Annotated in this window: 19 protein-coding genes, 1 other RNA gene and 1 pseudogene; 15 read left to right on the top strand and 6 right to left on the bottom strand. The window is 64.5% G+C overall.

All coding sequences use genetic code 11. The annotated features are described in order from the left end of the window. Positions 1 to 8: 8 nt before the first annotated feature. The 3 genes from ACHFB9_RS13065 to ssrA all read right to left on the bottom strand — a co-directional run bounded on the left by ACHFB9_RS13065 (position 9) and on the right by ssrA (position 2,668). Positions 9 to 1,427, bottom strand: coding sequence for a DUF4832 domain-containing protein (locus tag ACHFB9_RS13065; protein WP_417067684.1), 1,419 nt, complete (start codon positions 1,425 to 1,427; stop codon positions 9 to 11). Positions 1,428 to 1,604: 177 nt separating this feature from the next. Then, a complete protein-coding gene (locus ACHFB9_RS13060) occupies positions 1,605 to 2,201 on the bottom strand; it encodes an IMPACT family protein (RefSeq protein WP_417067682.1) in 597 nt (198 codons plus the stop codon). 106 nt (positions 2,202 to 2,307) lie between these two features. Continuing rightward, positions 2,308 to 2,668, bottom strand: a transfer-messenger RNA (tmRNA) gene (gene ssrA / locus ACHFB9_RS13055). 253 nt (positions 2,669 to 2,921) lie between these two features. Here ssrA and ACHFB9_RS13050 point away from each other — a divergent pair. Then, entirely contained in the window at positions 2,922 to 3,983 is a 1,062-nt protein-coding gene (locus ACHFB9_RS13050) for an acyltransferase family protein (RefSeq protein WP_417067681.1), read from the top strand. Between the two features lie 5 nt (positions 3,984 to 3,988). Here ACHFB9_RS13050 and ACHFB9_RS13045 read toward each other — a convergent pair whose 3' ends face one another. The 3 genes from ACHFB9_RS13045 to ACHFB9_RS13035 form a co-directional block, all read right to left on the bottom strand. Continuing rightward, positions 3,989 to 4,657, bottom strand: a complete 669-nt coding sequence (locus tag ACHFB9_RS13045) for an HAD family hydrolase (protein ID WP_417067679.1) — start codon at positions 4,655 to 4,657, stop codon at positions 3,989 to 3,991. Then, entirely contained in the window at positions 4,657 to 5,364 is a 708-nt protein-coding gene (gene ubiG, locus ACHFB9_RS13040; RefSeq protein ID WP_417067677.1) for a bifunctional 2-polyprenyl-6-hydroxyphenol methylase/3-demethylubiquinol 3-O-methyltransferase UbiG, read from the bottom strand. The genes ACHFB9_RS13045 and ubiG overlap by 1 nt, the downstream gene beginning before the upstream one ends. 89 nt (positions 5,365 to 5,453) lie before the next feature. Beyond that, a complete protein-coding gene (locus ACHFB9_RS13035) occupies positions 5,454 to 6,191 on the bottom strand; it encodes an OmpA family protein (RefSeq protein WP_417071385.1) in 738 nt (245 codons plus the stop codon). Positions 6,192 to 6,656: 465 nt separating this feature from the next. Here ACHFB9_RS13035 and gyrA point away from each other — a divergent pair, with 465 nt between their 5' ends. From gyrA to rfaE1, 14 genes and pseudogenes are all read left to right on the top strand, one after another. After that, positions 6,657 to 9,257: a DNA gyrase subunit A gene (gyrA, locus tag ACHFB9_RS13030; RefSeq protein ID WP_417067676.1), complete on the top strand. Its 2,601-nt coding sequence runs from the start codon at positions 6,657 to 6,659 to the stop codon at positions 9,255 to 9,257. Next, positions 9,254 to 10,366 carry a 3-phosphoserine/phosphohydroxythreonine transaminase gene (gene serC, locus ACHFB9_RS13025; RefSeq protein ID WP_417067674.1) on the top strand — a complete coding sequence of 371 codons (1,113 nt, stop codon included), beginning with the start codon at positions 9,254 to 9,256 and terminating at the stop codon, positions 10,364 to 10,366. Before gyrA ends, serC begins: the two co-directional genes overlap by 4 nt. 10 nt (positions 10,367 to 10,376) lie before the next feature. Beyond that, positions 10,377 to 11,444, top strand: coding sequence for a prephenate dehydratase (pheA, locus tag ACHFB9_RS13020; RefSeq protein ID WP_417067672.1), 1,068 nt, complete (start codon positions 10,377 to 10,379; stop codon positions 11,442 to 11,444). Between the two features lie 67 nt (positions 11,445 to 11,511). Continuing rightward, positions 11,512 to 12,396 carry a prephenate dehydrogenase gene (locus ACHFB9_RS13015; RefSeq protein ID WP_417071384.1) on the top strand — a complete coding sequence of 295 codons (885 nt, stop codon included), beginning with the start codon at positions 11,512 to 11,514 and terminating at the stop codon, positions 12,394 to 12,396. An 8-nt stretch (positions 12,397 to 12,404) separates the two neighbouring features. Further along, positions 12,405 to 13,688 (top strand): annotated as a pseudogene (gene aroA, locus ACHFB9_RS13010) (3-phosphoshikimate 1-carboxyvinyltransferase); the annotation flags it as partial. 66 nt (positions 13,689 to 13,754) lie between these two features. Next, a complete protein-coding gene (gene argS / locus ACHFB9_RS13005) occupies positions 13,755 to 15,482 on the top strand; it encodes an arginine--tRNA ligase (protein WP_417067671.1) in 1,728 nt (575 codons plus the stop codon). Further along, complete coding sequence (locus tag ACHFB9_RS13000; protein ID WP_417067670.1) at positions 15,483 to 15,758, top strand: helix-hairpin-helix domain-containing protein; 276 nt, start codon at positions 15,483 to 15,485, stop codon at positions 15,756 to 15,758. Next, on the top strand, positions 15,755 to 16,417 hold the full coding sequence (gene cmk / locus ACHFB9_RS12995) for a (d)CMP kinase (protein WP_417067669.1): 663 nt from the start codon (positions 15,755 to 15,757) through the stop codon (positions 16,415 to 16,417). The genes ACHFB9_RS13000 and cmk overlap by 4 nt, the downstream gene beginning before the upstream one ends. Before the next feature lie 112 nt (positions 16,418 to 16,529). Further along, positions 16,530 to 18,224, top strand: coding sequence for a 30S ribosomal protein S1 (rpsA, locus tag ACHFB9_RS12990; protein ID WP_417067667.1), 1,695 nt, complete (start codon positions 16,530 to 16,532; stop codon positions 18,222 to 18,224). Between the two features lie 12 nt (positions 18,225 to 18,236). Next, complete coding sequence (locus tag ACHFB9_RS12985; protein ID WP_417067666.1) at positions 18,237 to 18,521, top strand: integration host factor subunit beta; 285 nt, start codon at positions 18,237 to 18,239, stop codon at positions 18,519 to 18,521. A 76-nt stretch (positions 18,522 to 18,597) separates the two neighbouring features. Then, a complete protein-coding gene (locus tag ACHFB9_RS12980; protein WP_417067665.1) occupies positions 18,598 to 18,891 on the top strand; it encodes a LapA family protein in 294 nt (97 codons plus the stop codon). 5 nt (positions 18,892 to 18,896) lie between these two features. Beyond that, positions 18,897 to 20,072, top strand: a complete 1,176-nt coding sequence (gene lapB, locus ACHFB9_RS12975) for a lipopolysaccharide assembly protein LapB (RefSeq protein WP_417067663.1) — start codon at positions 18,897 to 18,899, stop codon at positions 20,070 to 20,072. 24 nt (positions 20,073 to 20,096) lie between these two features. Continuing rightward, positions 20,097 to 21,419: a UDP-glucose dehydrogenase family protein gene (locus ACHFB9_RS12970; protein ID WP_417067662.1), complete on the top strand. Its 1,323-nt coding sequence runs from the start codon at positions 20,097 to 20,099 to the stop codon at positions 21,417 to 21,419. Then, on the top strand, positions 21,419 to 22,357 hold the full coding sequence (rfaE1, locus tag ACHFB9_RS12965; protein WP_417067660.1) for a D-glycero-beta-D-manno-heptose-7-phosphate kinase: 939 nt from the start codon (positions 21,419 to 21,421) through the stop codon (positions 22,355 to 22,357). Before ACHFB9_RS12970 ends, rfaE1 begins: the two co-directional genes overlap by 1 nt. Positions 22,358 to 22,364 lie beyond the last annotated feature (7 nt).

Below are 22,364 nucleotides of genomic sequence, written 5' to 3'. Positions count from 1 at the left end.
GCAAGCGCTCAGCGCACCTCAAGCCCGGAGCCCAGCGAGAAAGCCCCCAGCTCCGCGGACCAGGCCTGTCCGCGCGCAGCGTCGTCCGCATTGGCGGGGCGGATCGCATAGCGCGCATCGCCAGCGAGCCGGCGGGCCGGATCGGGCAGGGCCAGCAGAAGCGCATGCTGTCCGGTGGGCAGGTCGGCGGGCAGCGTCGCGCTGAGCGTGATCTGGCTGTCCTTGCCGGGCAGCCAGCGGCGCGGGTCGGCGCCGCCGGCGGCGAGCCGGCGCACCGTGCCCGTGCCGTCGCGCAGCAGGATCTCGATCGCGCGGGGGTTGAAGATCCTGGCCCAGCCGCTGTTGCGAACCGTCAGGCTCAGGTCCAGCCGGTCGCCGCGATTGAGCGATTGCGGGTGGCTGGCGGAGACGAGTTCAATCCGATAGCCCATGCTTCGCTTCACCCGAGCCATGCAGCCATTCGCAATCCAGTTGGCGTGAAAGAGATCCCGATAGTACTCATCGTTCAGATAGCTCAAAGCGTACTTCGCGCCTTCGGCCTGGATGTCCGCACAGCGGGTGCGCGGCTGGGCACCGGCCTCGTCCGCCGGGTTGCAGGTCTCGCCTCCGAAAGGTGCGAGCAGGCCCAGCGCAGCGGCATAGCTCTGCTGGCTGGCACGGGTGGTGGCATCGCTGGAGTAGGTGCCAAGATCGGTCTGGCTGGCAAGGAAACAGTCGTTATGGACGCCCATCCGGTAGCGGCCCTGCAACGCCGCCTCCAGAGTCGGCAGGCTTGGCGTCCAGGCCATCAGATAGGGCGGATAGCGAAACTGCACGAAGCGGCTGCTGGGGACTGCGTCGAGCAGCGCATCCTTGATCTGTGTCCGGTTCTCCGTACTGGCGAGGCCGTTCGACGACGTGTGCCATTCCCCCCAGGCACCGATGAAACCGGCCTGCACGAAGGCGATCACGTCGGCATTGTTCTGGAAGAACGGTTTGAGCTGGGCGATGTGGGCAAGCGTTTGGGTCAGGCTGGCGTCCTGGGCGTTCAGGTAGTCGGTTTCGCTGCCCGGATAGTTGTAGGCGACGCGCACCAGCAGCTTGACGCCATTGGCGCGGGCCTGGGCCGCACTGCTCTCCAGTCTGGCGAGCAGGCTGTCCGGAATTGCGCTGTTGCGGTAAGCGTCGAGGCGCAATAGCGCATAGACGATGCGATAGCCATTTGTATAGGCATCCTTCATGTCATCCACGCTGAGACTGGCCAGATCATTCCAGGCCCAACGGTAGAAACCCCGCTCGGGGTTCGGAATCTCCGCGTCCGTCGCCGTGAAGCTCAGCGAAGCGGTGGCGGAGGGGGCGCCATCGCCACCGCTGCCGCCGCCACAGGCTGCCGTCGTGAAGAGGGTAGCCAGCAAGGCAAGAAAGCTGAAAGTGCGGATGCAGAGCATGGGAGTCTCGTCGTTGCGAGCGATGATTATGCATGCATATGGCGTATGGATGAAGCCGCGGAGGATGGGCTGATGAACCCGGCAATGGACTCGGAGGCCACCCTGGCGGAGGCCGCGCTCTGCAGGGGGGAGCCTCGCCTGCGCAATCCGCGCGCCTGTTTGCGGCGCGCCCGGGCTTCAGCCCGTCGTCTTTTCCCAGCCAATCCGTCCCTGTCCAGACTCGCCGAGGCGGGCCTTCAGGCTTTCAGCTGCTGCCTCGGTGACGGTGAAACGGAACTCGACCTGGATGATGCCGTGGCGCACTTCGACGAGATCGCCTTGGGCCGCTTCGATCTCTCGGCGCAGCAGGCCTTCGAAGGCATAGGGCGCTTCGCAGACCAGTGTCAGATGCTTGACGATGGGCACTTTCTGCGCGACGAGCAGGGCCTGGGCGACGCTGTCCGTGTAAGCGCGAACGAGGCCTCCTGCGCCGAGCTTGATGCCGCCGAAGTAACGGACCACGGTCGCGAGCACGCCCTCCAGATCCTGATGGCGAAGCACTTCGAGCATCGGGCGGCCCGCCGTGCCGCCCGGCTCGCCGTCGTCGACGGCCGCCGAGTCGCCTCCGGCCAAGAGCGCCCAGCAGATGTGGCGGGCGTCAGGGTGCTCGGCGCGCAGCCCGGCGACGAGCTGCTGCGCGCGGGCGCGGTCGGGCACCGGCTGGACGCAGCCGATGAAGCGACTCTTCTTGATCACGACTTCGCTGTGGGCGGGGGAGGCCAGGGTCTGAGGCATCAAGGTGGCAAGGCGTGAAGGTCTGGATCTTGTCGGCGGCGAATACAAAAAAGGCCAGAAACCCTGGGGTTATCTGGCCCTTCTTGCTCCGTAACGAACGGATGTTTGGTGGAGGCGGCGGGAATCGAACCCGCGTCCGCAAGCCCTCTACAACCGGATCTACATACTTAGCCATCCAATTTTGTTTAACCGCCGATTTAGCCGAATGGCAGGCCGACCGACAGCGAGTCACCTTGGATTTAGCCTCGCGCCAAGTAACCCGACGCGAAACGAGTCACTGTAAATGACGCTGCTGTCGGTTGCCCGACCTGACCCAGTGACCTGTCAGTGCAGCGGCCTAAGCCTTAAGCGGCTAGAGCGAAAGTCTCGTCGTTGGCGAGTATAGTTTTCCAGCGGATTTACGAGGTAACTGGGCCTCGGTATGCACCAAGCTGCTTTGCAACCCACGTCGAAGCCAGGTCGCCCCCATGAAACCGAAATCGGGGTGATCCGCGCAGTTTCAAGCGGACCATGACGTGGATTGTAGTGGCAGAGTGGCCAGCGCGTCCAACAGAGTTTGTAAGGCCCTGCAAGTTCGGCATCTGCGCCGGGCTGTTATCCCGGTCACAGTCAGAACTGGAAAGCGCTTCCCCGGCCGGGGCAAGGCCTTCGTCTGAGCTTAGACTCGGAGTCCCGCCGCATCCCGGCGTGGGCGCTGGCAACGAACTCGACGGGCTCCCGATGACGAATGCACGGATCGCATCACTCGACGGACTGCGCGCACTGGCGATCACGCTGGTCATCGCGATGCACCTGCATAGCGGGCACACCATCCCCGCCCTCGACTATCTGTGGCGGTGCGAGCTGCTTGGCGACATCGGAGTGCGCATCTTCTTCGTGATCTCCGGTTTTCTGATCACGACGCTGCTGAGCGGAGAATTCCGTGCCCGTGGCGAGATCAGCCTTCGCCATTTCTATCTGCGGCGCGCGCTGCGGATCTGGCCCGCTTACTACCTGTTGCTGGGCGTTCTTGCCGCGGCCATGCTGATGGGCCTGCAGACCCTGTCCTGGCGCGATCTGGCGGGGCCGGCCAGTTTTCTCGCCAATTACTTCCCGACTTCGATGGTGCTGGCGCACTCGTGGTCGCTGGCGGTCGAGGAGCAGTTCTACCTGATCTGGCCGCTGCTGATCGTGCTCGCGGGGTGGCGGCGTGCGACTTTCTGCGTCATCGCCTTCTGCCTTGCCGCACCCTGCCTGCGTGGCTTCGAGCTTCTGGCGCATTCGCCCGAAGCTTTCCTGTGGAGCCGTTTCGAGCACGCCGGCGATGCGATCGGCTGGGGCTGTCTCTATGCGCTGGCGCGCGAACGCGGCAGGCTGCCGAAGCTCGCCGCGGAGCATGCCGCGTATCTCGCCTGGGGCGCGTTGGCCGGACTCCTGGCGCTGTCGGTCAGCAGTGCCTGGCCGCTTTTCTGGAGCCTGGCGGGAAGCGTGATCGCCAACGGCCTCGCGGTGCTGTTGATCCATGGCGCGCTGAACGCAGAAGGGACGCTGATCTTCCGGCTTCTCAATTCAGCGCCGGTCCGGAAGATCGGCGCCTTGAGCTATTCGCTTTACCTGTGGCAGCAGGTGTTCATCTATGGCAACTTCCGCCTGCCGGCGCCGTGGAACCTTATGGCGATCTTCGCAGCGGCAAGCTTCTCCTACTACGCTGTCGAGCTGAACTTCCTGCGCTGGAAGGAGAGGCAGTTCGCCTCGGCCCGGACTTCGCCGGCTTCGGCCGGGGCGCAGCTGGGAGCCGAGTGAGGAGTTCAGCCGAGCGAAGCCAGCGCGTCGCGCAGCGATTGCGGGCGTTCGGCGATCCGGTCGGCGCCCCAGTCTTCGATCGCGCTCCCCTGGCCCAGATAACCCCAGGCTGCGGCGATGGTTCCCATCGATGCGGCGCGGCCGGCCTCGATGTCGCGGATGTCGTCGCCGACATAGACGCAGCGCTGATTGTCGCTCGCTGTCAGCGCGCAGGCGTGGAGCAGCGAGTCCGGAAAAGGCTTGGGGCGGGATGCGGTGTCGCCACTGACGACACAGGCCGCGCGATCTGCAAGCCCTAACGCAGCGACCAGCGGATCGGTGAAGCGCGCATGTTTGTTCGTGACAATGCCCCAGCGTTGCCCGAGCGCATCGAACTGGGCGAGCAACTCGTCCATGCCGGCGAAGAGCCGTGTGTCCTCGCAGATGTTCGCGGCGTAATGGGCGAGCAGCCGGTCGGCGAGTTCGCGGTAGCGGGAGTCTTCCGGCGTGAGTTCAAAGCCGACGCGGAGCAGACCGCGCACGCCCTGGGATGTGACCGGTCGGGTGATCGCCGTTGGCAGCGCAGCGCAGCCTTCCTCGACGAGGACGCGGTTCAGCGCGTTCCCCAGATCCGGAGCCGTATCGGCGAGCGTGCCGTCCAGGTCGAAGAGGATGCAGTCGAAGAGCGGAGTCATCACTTCTTGCGGCAGCGCAGCAGGTAGTTGACGTCGGTGTTGCCGCCCAGCGAGTACTTCTTCGTGAGCGGGTTGTAGTGCAGGCCGATCAGCTCCTCGCATTCGAGGCCGGCGGCGCGGGCGAAGCGGGCGAGCTCGGAGGGTTTGATGAAGCGCGCGTAGTCGTGGGTGCCGCGGGGCAGCATCTTGAGCAGGTATTCGGCGCCGATGACCAAATACAGGTAGGCCTTGGGATTGCGGTTCAGCGTCGAGAAATAGACCGTACCGCCGGGTTTGGCGAGCCGGGCGCAGGCGGCGACGGTGCTGGCCGGGTCGGGGACGTGTTCGAGCATCTCCATGCAGGTCACGAGATCGAACTGGCCTGCCTGCTGTTCGGCGAACTCCTCGGCCGGGACCTTCCGGTAGTCGACGGAGAGTCCGCTCTCGTAGAGGTGGAGGCGGGCGACCGACAAGGCCTTGTCGGAGAGATCGATGCCGGTCACGACCGCGCCGCGCGCAGCGAGGCTCTCGGCGAGGATGCCGCCGCCGCAGCCGATGTCGATGGCGCGCAGGCCGGCGACCGGGCTGTGCGCATCGATCCAGCCGAGGCGAAGCGGGTTGATCTCGTGCAGGGGGCGGAACTCGGACTCGGGATCCCACCAGCGATGGGCGAGCTCGCTGAACTTCTGCACTTCAGCGGCGTCGGCGTTCAGGGTTTTCTCTTCCATCCGCTAACTTTACCGAAAAAGAGCCGGGCGGGGCGCCTGGAAACAAAAAGCCCCGCGCGAAGGCGGGGCTTTCCGGAACCGATCGGCGATTACTTGGTGCCGATGACTTCGATTTCGACGCGACGGTCCGCTTGCAGGCATTCGACAAGCTTCGCGTTCTTGCCGCTTTCCTTGCCCAGGCCCGTGCACTTGCTGACCGGTTGGGTCTTGCCCTTGCCTTCGGTGTAGACGCGGTTCGTGTCGATGCCCTGACCGACCAGGAATTCCTTGACCGCGGCAGCGCGGCGTTCGGACAGGGACTGGTTGTACTTGTCAGAGCCGATGCGATCGGTGTGGCCGACGGCGATGATCACTTCGATGTTGAGTTCCTTGGCCTTGGCCGCGAAGTCGGTCAGTTTGGTCTTGCCTTCGTCGCGCAGCGTAGCCTTGTCGAAGTCGAACAGCGCATCAGCAGCGATCGTGACTTTTTCCGCAGCGGGCTTCACTGCGGAGACGGCGGGCTTGGGTGCTTCGACGACCGGCGCTTCGGGGGCGGCAGCGACGGGCTGCTCGCAGACTTCCTTGGGCATCAGGTCCTTGTCGCAGAAGCAGCCGGCCGGCAGGTTGCTGCCTTCGACGGGCGTGCTGGCCGCGAGTTCCTTGGTCCAGTAGCCGGTGCGCCAGCACAGACCGGCTGCGCTGCGAACCACGACGGAGCGTTGGTCGACGGCGTAGGGAACGGTCTTGGTGTTCGGATTGATCCGGATTTCCTGCTGTTCAGCGTGGGCTGCGACGCAGAAGCCGAGAGCCGCGACGACCGTCAGGAATTTATGTGCGTTTTTCATTATTTCCTCGATGCAAAGTGGTGATTGCGAACCGCGACGGCCCGATTTTCCCCTCTTTGAGCAACATGTTGGGGGGTGGAGGACATGACTAGTGACCTTTCAGGCGAGTCTGCCATAGCCGGCTGCGGAGCAGCAATTCAATGTTGTTCGTCTGCAACAACTTGTGCGCAAATGTCCTCGCCTTCGCAGGTTCCCGGGGGCGGGAAACATTTTCGCTGCCTGCAGGATAGACGACAGGGGCGAGGGAATCGTAACCGGGGATCGTTTCCGGAGTGTTAAACGCGAGCGGGCGAGGATCGGCTGAGCGGAGGCCCAAGGATCGCTTTGCGGGCCGGCATGCCCGGTTTTGCGAGGAAGCCGGCGCGACGCTGTTGACCTGATTGCCCTCAGGGCTTAGGGCGCGGGCGTCTGGCGTGTTAACATATCCGATTCGGCAAATCGCCAGTTCAGCGTCAGGCTGCCCGACTCATGGAATCCTTCGCCAAAGAAACCCTACCGATCAGTCTCGAAGAGGAGATGCGGCATTCCTACCTCGATTATGCGATGAGCGTGATCGTTGGCCGTGCTCTGCCGGATGTGCGCGACGGTCTCAAACCCGTCCACCGGCGGGTCCTCTTCGCGATGCACGAACTCGGCAACGACTGGAACAAGGCCTTCAAGAAATCGGCCCGTATCGTCGGTGACGTGATCGGTAAGTACCACCCGCACGGCGACTCCGCGGTCTATGAAACGATCGTCCGGATGGCGCAGGACTTTTCGCTGCGCTACATGCTGGTCGATGGCCAGGGCAACTTCGGCTCGGTCGATGGCGACAGCGCGGCGGCGATGCGTTATACGGAAGTGCGGATGGCCCGGATCGGCCACCAGATGCTCGAGGATCTGGAGAAGGAGACCGTCGATTTCGGTCCGAACTACGACGGTTCCGAGAACGAACCCCTGGTTCTGCCGACCCGCATTCCGAACCTGCTGATCAACGGCAGCTCGGGTATCGCGGTCGGTATGGCGACCAACATCCCGCCGCACAACCTCGGCGAGATCGTCGATGCCTGCCTCGCGGTGCTGGCCGATCCCGAGATCACGATCGACGATCTGATCAAGCTGGTGCCCGCCCCCGACTTCCCGACCGCCGGCCTGATCTACGGCCTCGTCGGTGTCCATGAAGGCTACCGGACCGGCCGCGGCCGCTGCGTGATGCGCGCGCGGACCCACTTTGAGGACATGGAAAAGGGCAATCGTCAGGCGATCATCATCGATGAGATTCCCTACCAGGTGAACAAGCGGTCCCTGGTCGAGAAGATCGCCGAGCTCGTGAACGAGAAGCGCATCGAGGGCATCAGCGACATCCGCGACGAGTCCGACAAGGACGGCATGCGGGTCGTCATCGAGCTCAAGCGCAACGAGATGCCCGAAGTCGTGCTGAACAAGCTGTTCAAGCTGACCCAGATGCAGGACAGCTTCGGCATGAACATGGTGGCGCTGGTCGACGGCCGGCCGCGCCTGCTGAACCTCAAGCAGATGCTCGAGTGCTTCCTTGCGCACCGGCGCGAGGTCGTGACCCGGCGCACGGTCTTCGAGCTCAGGCGGGCGCGCGAGCGCGGCCACATCCTCGAAGGCCTCGCCGTCGCGCTGTCGAACGTCGATGACGTGATCGCGCTGATCAAGGCGGCGCCGACGCCGCCGGTCGCAAAGGCCGAGCTGATGAGCCGCGCCTGGCACTCGCCGCTGGTTGAAGAGATGCTCTCGCGCGCCGCGGCCGAATCCTATCGGCCCGAGGGGCTGCTGCCCGAGTTCGGACTCTCGGCCCAGGGGTACCGGCTCTCCGAGGCCCAGGCCCAGGCGATCCTCGAGCTGCGCCTGCAGCGCCTGACCGGTCTGGAACAGGACAAGATCGTCTCCGAATACCGCGATGTGATGGAGGTGATCGCCGACCTGCTGGACATCCTCGCCAAGCCCGAGCGGGTCACGCAGATCATCAGCGACGAGCTGATCGCCGAGAAGACCCAGTTCAGCGATCCGCGCCGCTCCGAAGTGATCCTGTACGCGTCCGACATCAACATCGAAGACCTGATCGCGCCTCAGGACATGGTCGTCACGCTCTCGCACACCGGCTACTTCAAGCGCCAGCCGCTGACCGACTACCACTCCCAGAAGCGCGGCGGTCGCGGCAAGCAGGCTGCGGCGGTCAAGGACGACGACTGGGTCGATCAGCTCTTCATCGCCAATACCCACGATCACATCCTGTGCTTCTCGAACCGCGGCCGCCTGTACTGGCTCAAGGTCTATGAAGTGCCGGAAGGCAACCGCACCTCGCGCGGCAAGCCCATCGTCAATCTGTTCCCGCTCGTCGAAGGCGAGAAGATCACCGCTGTCCTGCCGGTCAAGGAATTCGACGAAGGCCATTTTGTCTTCATGGCGACTTCGCAGGGTACGGTCAAGAAGACCCCGCTGACCGACTTCGCGAATCCGCGCAAGGCCGGCATCATCGCGGTGGGCCTCGATGAAAACGACTATCTGATCGGCGTCGCGATCACCGACGGCGACTCGCAGGTGATGCTGTTCTCGGATGCCGGCAAGGCCGTCAGGTTCGATGAAACCGACGTGCGGCCGATGGGCCGCACCGCGCGCGGCGTGCGGGGCATGATGATCGAGGACGAACAGAGCGTGATCTGCATGCTGGTCGCAAAGGGCGAGGAGCAGCATGTGCTGACCGCGACCGAGAACGGCTACGGCAAGCGCACGCCGATCGGTGATTACACGCTGCATGGCCGGGGCACGAAGGGCATGATTGCGATCCAGGGCTCGGAGCGCAACGGCAAACTCGTCGGCGCGGTGCTGGTCGATCCGACCGATCAGGTCATGCTGATCGCCGACAACGGCGTGCTGATCCGCACCCCGGTCGACACGATCCGCGAGACCGCGCGTTCGGCGCAGGGCGTGACGCTGATCAACCTCGATGAGGGCGCACACCTTGCGAGCATCGAGAAGATCGTCGAGAGCGACGAAGCGATCGAAGCCGCCGGGCAGACCGGTGAAGGCGAAGATGCCGCCGATGACGGAGCGGAGCAATGACGCGAGCCTGGAATTTCGGTGCCGGCCCCGCCGCGCTGCCCGAGGCCGTGCTGAAGCAGGCCGCCGACGAAATGCTCGAATGGCACGGCGCGGGCATGTCGGTGATGGAGATGAGCCATCGCGGCAAGGACTTCTCCGGAATCATCGGTCAGGCCGAAGCCGATCTGCGCGAGCTGCTCAAGGTCCCCGCCAACTACAAGATCCTCTTCATGCAGGGCGGGGCGATCGCCGAGAACGCGATCGTGCCGATGAACCTGGCCGGCAAGAACCCGAAGATCGACTTCGTCGAGACCGGTTCGTGGTCGACGAAGTCGATCACCGAAGCCTCGCGCTATGCTGATGTGCATATCGCCGCGACCAGCCTGAATCCGAAGGCTCCCCAGGGCAAATACACGCGGATTCCGTCGGTCTCCGACTGGCATCTCCGTCCCGATACGGCCTATCTGCACCTGTGTGGCAACGAGACGATCGATGGCGTCGAATACTTCGCCTGGCCTGATCTCGAAGCGCTGGGGGCAGGGCATGTGCCGCTGGTCGTCGATGTCTCGTCCCACATCCTGTCGCGGCCGCTCGATGTCGCGAAGTTCGGCCTGCTCTACGGCGGAGCCCAGAAGAACATTGGCCCGGCCGGGCTGACCTTGGTCATCATCCGCGAGGATCTGCTCGATCAGGCTCATCCGCTGTGCCCGTCGGCCTTCCGCTACAAGACCGTCGCCGAGAACGCGTCGATGTTCAATACGCCGCCGACCTACTCGATCTACATCGCCGGCCTCGTGTTCCAGTGGCTCAAGGCCCAAGGCGGGCTGGCCGAGATGGAGAGGCGCAACATCGCGAAGGCCGAACTCCTCTACCAGACCCTGGATCGGAGCGACTTCTATATCTCCCATGTCGAGCGGGCCTGCCGCTCGCGGATGAATGTGCCTTTCTTCCTTGCGGACGAGTCGCGCAACGACGCATTCCTGGCCGGCGCCGCGGAGCGTGGATTGCTGCAGCTCAAGGGCCACAAATCGGTTGGCGGAATGCGCGCGTCGATCTACAACGCGATGCCGATAGAGGGAGTTCGGGCCCTCGTCGACTACCTGCAGGACTTCGAGAAGACCCAGGCCTGAAGGAGGGCGGATGAGCGAAGACGAACTGGCCAGATTGCGTGCCGATATCGACCGGTTGGACCGCGAGGTCCTGGATCGCCTGAACCAGCGTGCCCAGTGTGCGCAGCGCATCGGCGAGGTCAAGCGCGGCCCGATCTACCGCCCCGAGCGCGAAGCGCTGGTGCTGCGCAAGATCGCCGAGCTGAACCCCGGCCCGCTGTCGGGCGAGGCGGTGCAGCGGATCTTCCGCGAGATCATGTCCTGGTGCCTGGCGCTGGAGCATCCGCTCAAAGTCGCCTTTCTCGGTCCGGCCGGCACCTTCTCGGAATCGGCGGCGCGCAAGCACTTCGGTGGCGCGCCCGACTTCCTGCCCCAGGCGACGATTGACGAGGTCTTTCACGCGGTCGAAGCGGGAGGCGTCGCTTACGGCATCGTGCCGGTCGAGAACTCGACCGAAGGGGCGGTCGGCCGCACGCTGGACCTGCTGCTCGCCTCGTCGTCGGCGATCTGCGGCGAAGTGAAGCTGAGGGTCCGTCAGCACTTTCTGACCCGCGCGGCGTCGGTCGGCGAGGTCAAGAAGATCTATTCGCACTCGCAGTCCCTGGCCCAGTGCCAGGACTGGATCGCCCGCCACGCTCCGGGCGTGCCCCAGGTTGCGGTGGCCAGCAATGCCGAGGCGGCGCGCCTCGCCTCCGAGGATGCCAGCTGCGCGGCGATCGCCGGCGAGGCGGCGGGCAATCTGTACGAGCTGAACTTCCTCGCCTCCGACATCGAAGACGACCCGAACAACACGACCCGCTTCCTCGTGATCGGCAGCCACGATGCCGGTTCGACCGGACGCGACAAGACTTCGCTGGTCTGCTCGGCACCCAACCGTCCGGGCGCCGTGTTCAACCTGCTCGAAGCCTTCGCCCGTCACGGGGTCAGCATGAGCAAGCTCGAATCGCGGCCTTCGCGGACCGGGTTGTGGGAATACGTTTTCTATATCGATGTCGAAGGCAACCGCCACGACGAACCCGTCATGAAGGCGCTGGCCGATCTGCAGGACCGGGCCGCCTTCGTCAAGGTGCTGGGATCCTATCCCGTGGCCTCACTGTGATCGCGATGGAGAACGTGATGATCAGCTCTGATCCGGATCTGTCGTCTGTGCCTGCCCGGAAGGCCTGCTGGTGAGCGCCCCCTTCGGTCGCGTCGTCGTCTGCGGAGTGGGCCTGATCGGCGGCTCCTTCGCGTTGGCTCTGAAAAGGCAGGGTCTGGTCCGCGAAGTGGTGGGCCTCGGGCGCAGCCGCGCTTCGCTCGAAGAGGCGCTGTCCCTGGGCATCATCGATTCCATCAGTGAGGGCTGGGCCGACGCGCTGCGCGCCGCGGATCTGGTGCTGCTGGCGATGCCGGTGGGCAGCATGACGGCCGCGATGGAGGCGATGGCGCCGCATCTGGAACCCCAGACCCTGGTCACCGATGCGGGCAGCACGAAGCGCGACATCGTCGAAGGCATCTACACGCATCTGCGCGCTCATCTCGATCGCATCGTCCCGGCTCACCCGATCGCCGGTGCCGAGCGAAGCGGCGCATCTGCTGCGACTGCGGATCTGTATCAGGGGCGCAAGGTCGTGCTGACGCCGCTCGTTGAGAATTCGGCGGAGGCGCTCGCCCGGGTTCGCGAAGCGTGGGGCGCTTGCGGCGCCGAGCTCTCCGAGATGTCGCCCCAGGAACACGACCGGGTTTTCGCGGCGGTCAGCCATCTGCCTCATCTGCTCGCGTTCGCGCTCGTCCACGACATCGCCGAGCGCGCCAATTCCGACGAGCTGTTCAGCTTCGCGGCGAGCGGTTTTCGCGATTTCTCGCGGATCGCCAGCAGCCACCCGGAGATGTGGCGGGACATCTGCATCGCGAACCGCCATGCCTTGCAGGCCGAACTGGATACCTATCTGAGCGAGTTGGCCTGGATTCGCGCGCTGCTCGCGCAGGGTGATGGTCCGGCGCTCGAAAAACTCTTCACCGACGCGCGCGATGCCCGCAATGCGTGGCTGGCCGGTCATTTCAAAGCTTGAGGTTCGCTGTGGAAACCATTGATCTGGCGCCGGCTTCGAGCGCCTCGGGTAGTGTCCGCCTGCCTGGCTCGAAGAGCATCTCGAATCGCACGCTGCTGCTCGCCGCGCTCGCCGAAGGGCGAACCGAGATCCGCGACCTGCTCACCTCCGACGACACCGAGAGGATGCTCGAAGCGCTGCGCACGCTGGGCCTCAAGCTCGCGCAGCGCGGCGACTCGGACTGGGTCATCGCCGGCGGGGCTGGGCATTTCCCGGTCAGCGAGGCTGACCTCTTTCTCGGCAACGCCGGCACCGCCTTCCGGCCGCTGACCGCGGCGCTGGCGCTCGCCGGCGGCCATTACACGCTCTCGGGCGTGCCGCGTATGCACCAGAGGCCGATCGGCGATCTCGTCGATGCGCTGCGCGAGCTCGGCGCGGCGATCCGCTACCTCGGCGAGGAGGGCTTCCCGCCGCTGGCGATCGAGCCGGCGAATCTGAGCGAAACCTCGGTCGTGCGCGTGCGCGGCGACGTATCGAGCCAGTTCCTGACCGCCTTGCTGATGGCTCTGCCGATCACCGGGCGGACGACGACGATCGAAGTGGTCGGGGAGCTGATCTCCCGACCCTACATCGAGATCACGCTGAACCTGATGGCGCGCTTCGGCGTCGAAGTCGAGCGCGAAGGCTGGCAGCGCTTCATTGTTCCCGGCCAGGCCTATCGTAGCCCCGGTGTGATCCACGTCGAAGGCGATGCGTCCTCGGCTTCCTATTTTCTCGCCGCCGGCGCGATCGGCGGCGGCCCGGTTCGGGTCGAAGGGGTTGGCCGCGCGAGCATCCAGGGCGACGTCAAGTTCGCCGAGGCGCTCGCCGAAATGGGCGCGCGGATCGCGATGGGCGACAACTGGATCGAGGCGATGGCGCCGGAGGCCGGGAAATTGCGCGCCTTCGACCGCGACTTCAACCACATCCCCGATGCGGCGATGACGCTCGCGATCGCGGCGCTGTTCGCCGACGGCCCCTGCCGGCTCAGGAACATCGCGAGCTGGCGCGTTAAGGAAACCGACCGGATCGCGGCGATGGCGACCGAGCTCAGGAAGCTCGGCGCAACCGTTGAAGAGGGCGAGGACTGGCTGGGCGTCACCGCGCCGGCGCAGCTGACTCCGAACGCGGTCATCGATACCTATGACGACCACCGGATGGCGATGTGCTTCTCGCTCGCCTCGCTCGGCGGCGTGCCGGTCCGGATCAACGATCCGAAATGCACGGCCAAGACTTTCCCGACCTATTTCGACGCCTTCGCGTCGATTTGCCGGTTTTTGAAGGATTAATCGTCGCAGAGGACTCCTCTGCACGGGTTTTTGAAAAAAGTTAAATCAGCCATGACTCAACAGACTTTGCTTCAGCTTCTCGATTCCCGCGTCAGCGCGGCCCTGGCCGCGGTCGGCTGCGAAAACGCGCCGGCCGTGATCCAGCCCGCCGCCCGTCCCGAATTTGGTGACTATCAGGCCAACGGTGTGATGGGGGCCGCGAAGGCGCGCCGGATGAATCCGCGCGAGCTGGCGGCCCAGGTCATCGCCCAGCTCGATCTGGCCGGCATCGCGAGCAAGATCGAAGTGGCGGGTCCCGGCTTCATCAACATCACGCTGGATCAGGCCTTCCTCGCTTCCCGCGTCGAAGCGGCGCTGGGGCAAGACGATCTGGCTGTGCCGCACCCGGCCGCGCAGCGCGTCGTTGTCGACTATTCGGCGCCCAACCTCGCCAAGGAGATGCACGTTGGCCACCTGCGCTCGACGATCATCGGCGACGCGCTGGCCCGCGTGCTGCGTTTCCTCGGTCACGAAGTGATCGCGCAGAACCACATCGGCGACTGGGGAACCCAGTTCGGGATGCTGACTGCCTTCCTGGTCGAGGAGGAGCAGGCCAACAGCCATATCGAACTGAGCAACCTCGAAGACTTCTACCGCCGCGCGAAGAAGAGGATGGACGAGGATCCGGCCTTCGCCGACACCGCGCGCGAGTACGTCGTCAGGCTGCAGGGCGGGGACGAGAAGGTCAATGCGCTGTGGCGCCGCTTCCTCGAAATCTCGATGCACCACTGCGAAGCGGTCTACAAGAAGCTCGGCGTCGGCCTGACCCGGGCCGATCTGCGCGGCGAGAGCGCCTACAACGACGCGCTGCCCGGCATCGTCGCGGATCTGCAGGCGAAAGGCCTCGCGGTCGAGAGCGAAGGCGCCCAGGTCGTCTTCCTCGACGAGTTCAGGAACAAGGAAGGCGAGCCCCAGGCCTACATCGTGCAGAAGCACGACGGCGGCTATCTGTATGCGACGACCGACCTCGCCGCGGTGCGCTACCGCGCCGACGTGCTGCACGCCGACCGCGTGCTCTACGTCGTCGATGCGCGCCAGGGCCTGCACTTCCAGCAGCTCTTCACGCTCGCGCGCAAGGCCGGCTACGCGTCGCCCGGGCTGCAGCTCGAACACGTCGGCTTCGGCGTGATGCTGGGCGAGGACAACAAGCCCTTCAAGACCCGCACCGGCGGCACCGTCAAGCTCGCCGAGCTGCTCGACGAAGCGGTCGAGCGCGCCCATGCGCTGGTCTCGGAGAAGAACCCGGATCTCGAGGAAGCGCAGCGGCGCGAGATCGCCGAGGCGGTCGGCGTCGGCGCGGTCAAGTATTCGGATCTGTCGAAGAACCGCATCAGCGACTATGTGTTCTCGTGGACCTCGATGCTGGCTTTCGACGGCAACACCGCCCCCTATCTTCAGTACGCCTACACGCGCAGCGCCAAGGTGCTGCGCGATTCGGGCGAGGCCGTGCCGGCCGATGCGCCGGTGCAGATCAGCGAAGCGCCCGAGCACGCTCTGGCGCTGACCCTGGCCCGCTTCGCCGACGCGCTGAACCTGGTCGCCCGTGAATCCGCGCCGCACCATCTGTGCTCCTATCTGTTCGACCTTGCGGTCGTGTTCAGCCGCTTCTATGAGAACTGCCCGGTTCTGAAGAGCGAAGGCGCGGTGCGCGCGAGCCGCCTGCAGCTGTGTCGTCTGACCGCGAGCACGCTGAAGACCGGCCTGGGTCTGCTCGGCATCGCGACGTTGGAAGTGATGTAAATGAGCCCTGTGCCGCGGGAGGTCGCCAAGGATCTGACGACCATCCCTGGCGTCGGGCCGGCGATGGCGGCCGATCTCTATGCGCTGGGACTGCGGCGCGTCGCGGATCTGGCCGACGCCGATCCCGAGGCGCTCTACGCGCGGCTTTGCCGGCTCACCGGCGCGCATCAGGATCGCTGTGTGCTCTATGTGTTCCGCTGCGCGGTCTATTTCGCGCAGCACGAGGAGCACGACCCCGAATTGCTCAAGTGGTGGAACTGGAAGGACAAGGAATGAACGCTCCGGTCATTGCGATCGATGGCCCGACCGCGTCGGGCAAGGGCTCGGTCGCGGCGCGAATCGCCGCCGAGCTCGGCTGGCACTACCTCGACTCGGGGGCGATCTACCGCATCCTCGCTCTGGCGGGCCTGCAGCGCGGTTTCGCGCTCGACGACGAAGAGGCGCTCGCGGCGCTGGCGCCCGCTCTGGACGTGAAGTTCGATGGAGAAACGATCCGTCTCGACGGCGCGGATGTGAGCCTCGATGTGCGCCGCGAGACGACCGGCAACGCGGCGTCCAAGATTGCGGTTCTGCCCGCGGTGCGCGCCGCGCTGATGGCGCGGTTGCGCGCTTTTCGGCAGAGTCCCGGCCTGGTCGGCGACGGCCGCGATATGGGTTCGGTGGTCTTTCCCGACGCGCCTTTGAAGATTTTTCTGACAGCCAGCGCCGAAGCGCGGGCGGATCGGCGCTATAAGCAGTTGATTGAAAAGGGTTTGCCTGCTAGCCTTGATAGTCTTGTGCAGGAACTGCGCGAGCGCGACGCGCGCGATGCGATGCGCGCGGTGGCTCCGCTCAAACCCTGCGAAGATGCGATTTTGCTCGATACGACGCTGATCTCGATAGCCGAGGCGGTGGCGTTCGTGCTTCGGCACGCGCGGCAGCGAGGCATTTGCTGACGCGTCAGGCCTACTGGTTCCGGTCGTTCCACCCCCGAGGGGAGGGCGAACCGGAGTGTTTTTCCTTTTACCCGCCGTCGCAAGACGGCAAAACAGGTTCCTTTCTATCCATATGTCCAACTCCGTTCCCGCCCAGGAAAGCTTCGCAGCCCTCTTCGAAGAGAGCCTTGGCCGTCAGGAAATGCGCATCGGTGAAGTCATCACCGCTGAAGTCGTGCGCATGGATCAAAACTTCGTCGTCGTCAACGCTGGCCTCAAGTCCGAGAGCTATGTCGCGATCGACGAATTCCGCAATGATCGCGGTGAAGTTGAAGTGCAACCGGGCGACTACGTCCAGGTTGCGATCGAAGCCCTCGAAGACGGCTTCGGCGAAACCCGCCTGTCGCGCGACAAGGCCAAGCGCATCGCTGCGTGGAACCACCTGGAAGCCGCTCTGAACGACGGCGACCTGGTCAAGGGCGTCGTGACCGGCAAGGTCAAGGGCGGTCTGACCGTCATGACCAACGGCATCCGCGCATTCCTGCCCGGTTCGCTGGTCGACATGCGTCCGGTCAAGGACACCACGCCGTTCGAAGGCAAGGAATTCGAATTCAAGGTCATCAAGCTCGACCGCAAGCGCAACAACGTCGTTGTGTCGCGCCGCGCCGTGCTCGAAGCCTCGATGGGTGAAGAGCGCGAAAAGCTGCTGTCCACTCTGCAGGAAGGCACTGTCGTCAAGGGTATCGTCAAGAACATCACCGACTACGGTGCGTTCGTCGACCTGGGCGGCATCGATGGCCTGCTGCACATCACCGACCTGGCCTGGCGCCGTGTCCGTCACCCGACCGAAGTCGTTCAGGTCGGCGACGAAGTCACCGCCAAGGTCCTCAAGTTCGACGCCGAGAAGAACCGCGTTTCTCTGGGCCTGAAGCAGCTGGGCGAAGATCCGTGGGTGGGCATCTCCCGCCGTTACCCGTCGGGCACCCGCCTGTTCGGCAAGGTTACGAACATCACCGACTACGGCGCGTTCGTTGAAGTCGAGCAAGGCATCGAAGGTCTGGTTCACGTGTCCGAAATGGACTGGACCAACAAGAACATCCACCCGACCAAGGTTGTCCAGCTGGGCGACGAAGTCGAAGTGATGATTCTCGAGATCGACGAAGACCGCCGCCGCATCTCGCTGGGCATGAAGCAATGCCAGGCGAATCCGTGGGACGATTTCAGCCAGAACGCGAAGAAGGGCGATCGCGTCAAGGGCGCGATCAAGTCGATCACCGACTTCGGTGTGTTCATCGGCCTGGCCGGTGGCATCGACGGTCTCGTGCACCTGTCCGACCTGTCCTGGTCCCTGCCGGGCGAAGAAGCGATCCGCAACTTCAAGAAGGGCGACGAAGTTGAAGCCGTCGTGCTGTCGATCGACGTCGAGAAGGAACGCATCTCGCTGGGTATCAAGCAGCTCGAAGGCGACCCCTTCACGAACTTCATCGCGACCCATGACAAGAACAGCATGGTGAACGGCACGGTCAAGTCGGTGGATGCCCGCGGTGCGGTCGTTGCGCTGAACGACGATATCGAAGCCTATCTGCGTGCGTCGGAATTCTCGCGTGATCGCGTTGAAGACCTGTCGCAGCTGCTGAAGGTCGGCGATGCCGTCGAAGCTCTGATCGTCAACCTCGATCGCAAGACCCGCTCGATCAACCTGTCCATCAAGGCCAAGGATCAGGTCGAACAGCACGAAGCGATGGCGAAGTTCGCGAATGAGAATGCGGCCAGCGGTACCACCAACCTCGGTGCGCTGCTGAAGGCCAAACTCAACAACCCGCAATAAACCGTGCAGGTCATGACGAAGTCGGAGCTTATTGCCCGCTTGGCGGAGCGTTTTCCGCAGCTGGGCGTGAAGGATGCCGACTACGCCGTGAAGATGGTTCTCGATGCGATGACCTCGGCTCTGTCGCGAGGCGACCGCATCGAGATCCGGGGGTTTGGCAGCTTTGCGCTGAACTACCGGCCTCCACGCACGGGTCGCAACCCCAAGTCCGGAGACAAGGTGCTCGTGCCCGAAAAGTACGTTCCCCACTTCAAGGCCGGCAAGGAGTTGCGCGAGCGGGTTGATAGCCTGGAATGAGGCGGCAGTTCCTTCATTCGGAGAGAGGCGGCGCTTGCCGCCTTTCTTTTTTGCGCCGGTGCGGGATAATTCGCCGATGCGAATCCTAATCTGGCTCCTGCGCGCTCTGGTGTTCTTCGTGCTTCTCGGCTTTGCACTGAAGAACGATGCGCTCGTTTCCCTGCGTTTTTTCTTCGAGACCGAATGGCGTGTGCCGCTGATCGTCGTCGTACTGGCCGCCTTTGCTGCGGGAGTACTGCTCGGCGTGACGGCTGCGGTGATGACCCTGCTGACGCAGAGGCGTGAAATCGCCCGCCTGCGCGAGTCGGTTCGCGTCTCATCCCTTCCCCACGAGGCCCCGCGCCCGGTCGACTATCCCCGTACTCTCTGATCTTTATGGAATTTGAACTCTGGTGGTTGATCGTTCTCCCGCTCGCCTTCGGGCTCGGCTGGATCACGGCGCGTATCGATATCCGGCATCTGGTGCGTGAGTCACGCGCGCTGCCGCGATCCTATCTTTCTGGTCTGAACTTTCTGCTCAACGAGGAACCCGACAAGGCGATCGATTCCTTCCTCGAAGCGGCGCGTATCGATCCGCAGACGGTCGAGCTGCACTTCGCGCTGGGCAGTCTTTTTCGCCGCCGCGGTGAGCTCGATCGAGCGATCCGGATGCATCAGACCCTGGTCGACCGCGACGACTTGTCGGCCGAGCAGAGAGCCAATGCGCTCTCCGAGCTGGGTCAGGACTATCTGAAGGCGGGCCTGCTCGACCGCGCCGAGGCGGCCTTCGTCGCGCTCAAGGAGACCGGTCTGCGCGAGTTCGCGCTCAAACAGCTGCTCGAAATCTATCAGCAGGAAAAGGACTGGGCCAAGGCGATCGAGGTTGCGTCGCTGCTGCCGACCGCGGGAAGCGTCGTGACTCTGAAGGAGATCGCGAACTTCCACTGCGAGATCGGTGCCAGCGAGCTGGCCCTGGGGCACCTGGACGAAGCCGAGGCGCAGCTGATCCAGGCGCTCGAGACCAACCGCCAGTGCGTGCGGGCGAACATCCTGCTGGGCGATGTGAAGCTCGTCCAGGGCGATGTGGCCGGCGCGCTGGCCGCCTGGCAGAAGATCGAGCAGCAGAATCCGATCTATCTGGCTCAGGTCGCCGAAAGGCTGATGGAAGGCTTCGGCCGCCTCGGCGAACAGGCTCAGGGCCTGACCCTGCTGCGCTCCTACCTCGAGCGCTACCCTTCGCTGGACCTGCTCGACGCAGTGTTCCAATGGGAACTCGAGCGCGAAGGCGCGCAGGCCGCCTACGAGCTGGTTCGCGAGGAACTCAGGCGCAATCCGACCGTTCTGGGCCTGGACAAACTGCTCGAAGCGGCGCTGCTGACCGCTGACATCGAGCGCAGGCAGGAGATCGAACTGGTCAAGGGCCTGATCCACAACCATACGCGGCGGGTCGCCAGATACCGCTGCGAAGAATGCGGTTTCAAGGCACGCCAGTTCTACTGGCGCTGTCCGGCCTGCGGCGGCTGGGAGACCTATCCGCCGCGGCGCACCGAGGAATTCGACCTGACGCCTTGAGGCGTCACACAGGGAGTAGCCATCGTGAAAATCACTGTTGTCGGAACCGGCTATGTCGGCCTGGTTTCCGGGGCCTGTCTGGCCGAAATGGGCAATGACGTCCTCTGTCTGGATGTCGATCCGGAGAAGATCCGCATCCTGAAGGAAGGCGGCATCCCGATCCACGAACCGGGGCTGGACCGGGTCGTCGCGAAGAACGTCGCGGCCGGCCGCCTGCACTTCACAACCGATGTCGAGGAGGCGGTGCGCTTCGGGACTATCCAGTTCATCGCAGTCGGCACGCCGCCCGACGAGGACGGCTCGGCCGACCTGCAGTATGTGCTCGCTGCTGCGCGCAACATCGGCCGCTTGATGACCGACTACAAGGTCGTCATCGACAAGAGCACGGTTCCGGTCGGTACCGCCGACAAGGTGCGCGCCGCGATCAAGGACGAGCTCGCCCGCCGCGGCGTAACGATTGACTTCTCGGTCGTCTCGAACCCTGAATTCCTCAAGGAAGGCGCGGCGGTCGAGGACTTCATGAAGCCCGACCGCATCGTCGTCGGTGCCGATGACGAGCAGGCGATCTTCCTGATGAAGGCGCTCTACGCACCCTTCCAGCGCAATCACGACAAGCTCGTGATCATGGATGTGCGCAGCGCCGAGCTGACCAAATATGCGGCGAACGCGATGCTGGCGACGCGGATCTCGTTCATGAACGAACTGGCGCTGCTCGCCGAAAAGCTGGGCGCCGACGTCGAGCTGATCCGCCAGGGCATCGGCTCGGATCCGCGGATCGGCTATCACTTCCTCTATGCCGGTTGCGGCTACGGCGGCTCCTGCTTCCCGAAAGACGTCAAGGCGCTGATCCGCACCGCCGATGCGGCCGGCCAGAAGCTCAAGGTTCTGCAGGCGGTCGAGGACGCGAACGACGCGCAGAAGCATGTGCTGGTCGAGAAGATCGTCAAGCGCTTCGGCGAGGATCTGCAAGGTCTGCGCTTCGCGCTGTGGGGACTCGCGTTCAAGCCCAACACCGACGACATGCGCGAGGCGACCAGCCGCGTCGTGATCGCCGAGCTGTTCCGCCGCGGCGCGACGGTCTGCGCCTATGACCCGGTCGCGAGCAACGAGGCGCGTCGCATCTTCGCTGATGAAGCGCGCCTCGACTACGCGGCGAGTCCGAACGATGCGCTCGAGGGCGCCGATGCTCTGGTTATCGTGACCGAGTGGAAGGAATTCCGCAGCCCCGATTTCGAGCGGATCCGCACCGTGTTGAAGAATCCGGTCGTCTTCGACGGCCGCAATCTGTACGACCCCGCTCTGCCGCGTGCGAGCGGACTCGAGTATTTCCCGATAGGCCGTCCCTGATGAATCTCCCCCCTCTGCCCGACACCCGCGCTGCCCGCGTGCTGATCGTCGGCGATGTGATGCTGGACCGCTACTGGTTCGGCGAAGTGAACAGGATCTCGCCCGAGGCGCCGGTTCCGGTCGTCAAGGTCGAGCGCAGCGAAGAGCGCCCGGGGGGCGCCGCGAACGTGGCCTGCAACGTCGCGAGCCTGGGCGCGAAGGCGACGCTGTTGTCGGTTGTCGGCGCGGACGAACCCGCCGCCTCGCTCGAAGCGCTGCTCGAAGGCTATGGTGTCGAGACTTCGCTGCAGGTCGACCCGAGCCTCGCGACGACGATCAAGCTGCGCGTGATCGGCCGTCAGCAGCAGCTGCTGCGGATCGACTTCGAGACCCGTCCGACCCACGAAGCACTGGCCGCGACGCTCAAGGAGTTCGCCGCGCGGCTGCCGGACACCGATGCGGTGATCCTGTCCGACTACGGCAAGGGGGGCCTGACCCATGTCACCGAGATGATCCGCCTCGCGCGTGCGGCCGGAAAGCCGGTGCTCGTGGATCCGAAGGGCGATGATTTCAGCCGTTACCGCGGCGCGAGCCTGCTGACGCCGAACCGCTCCGAGTTCAAGGCGGTCGCCGGAGCCTGGCAGGACGAAACCGAGCTGACCCGCAAGGCGCAGGCGCTCAGGCAGGATCTGGATCTGGATGCGCTGCTCGTGACGCGCTCCGAAGAGGGAATGAGCCTGTTCGGGCGCGACGAGACGGTCCATGAAGGGACACGGGCGAGGGAGGTCTATGACGTGTCCGGCGCCGGAGACACCGTGATCGCGACGCTCGCGGTGATGATCGCCGCGGGCTCGCCGGTCGTCGATGCGATGCGCTGGGCCAACCATGCGGCCGGCATCGTCGTCGGCAAGCTGGGAACGGCGTCGGTGACGCTCGACGAGATTTCGCGACAAGACTGACAAGGAG

Origin of the sequence: Niveibacterium terrae (genome assembly GCF_048213115.1) — a bacterium.
GTDB lineage: Bacteria > Pseudomonadota > Gammaproteobacteria > Burkholderiales > Rhodocyclaceae > Niveibacterium > Niveibacterium terrae.
The sequence above is the reverse complement of the archived record's forward strand: the minus strand, read 5'-3'. Positions and strand labels throughout refer to the sequence as shown.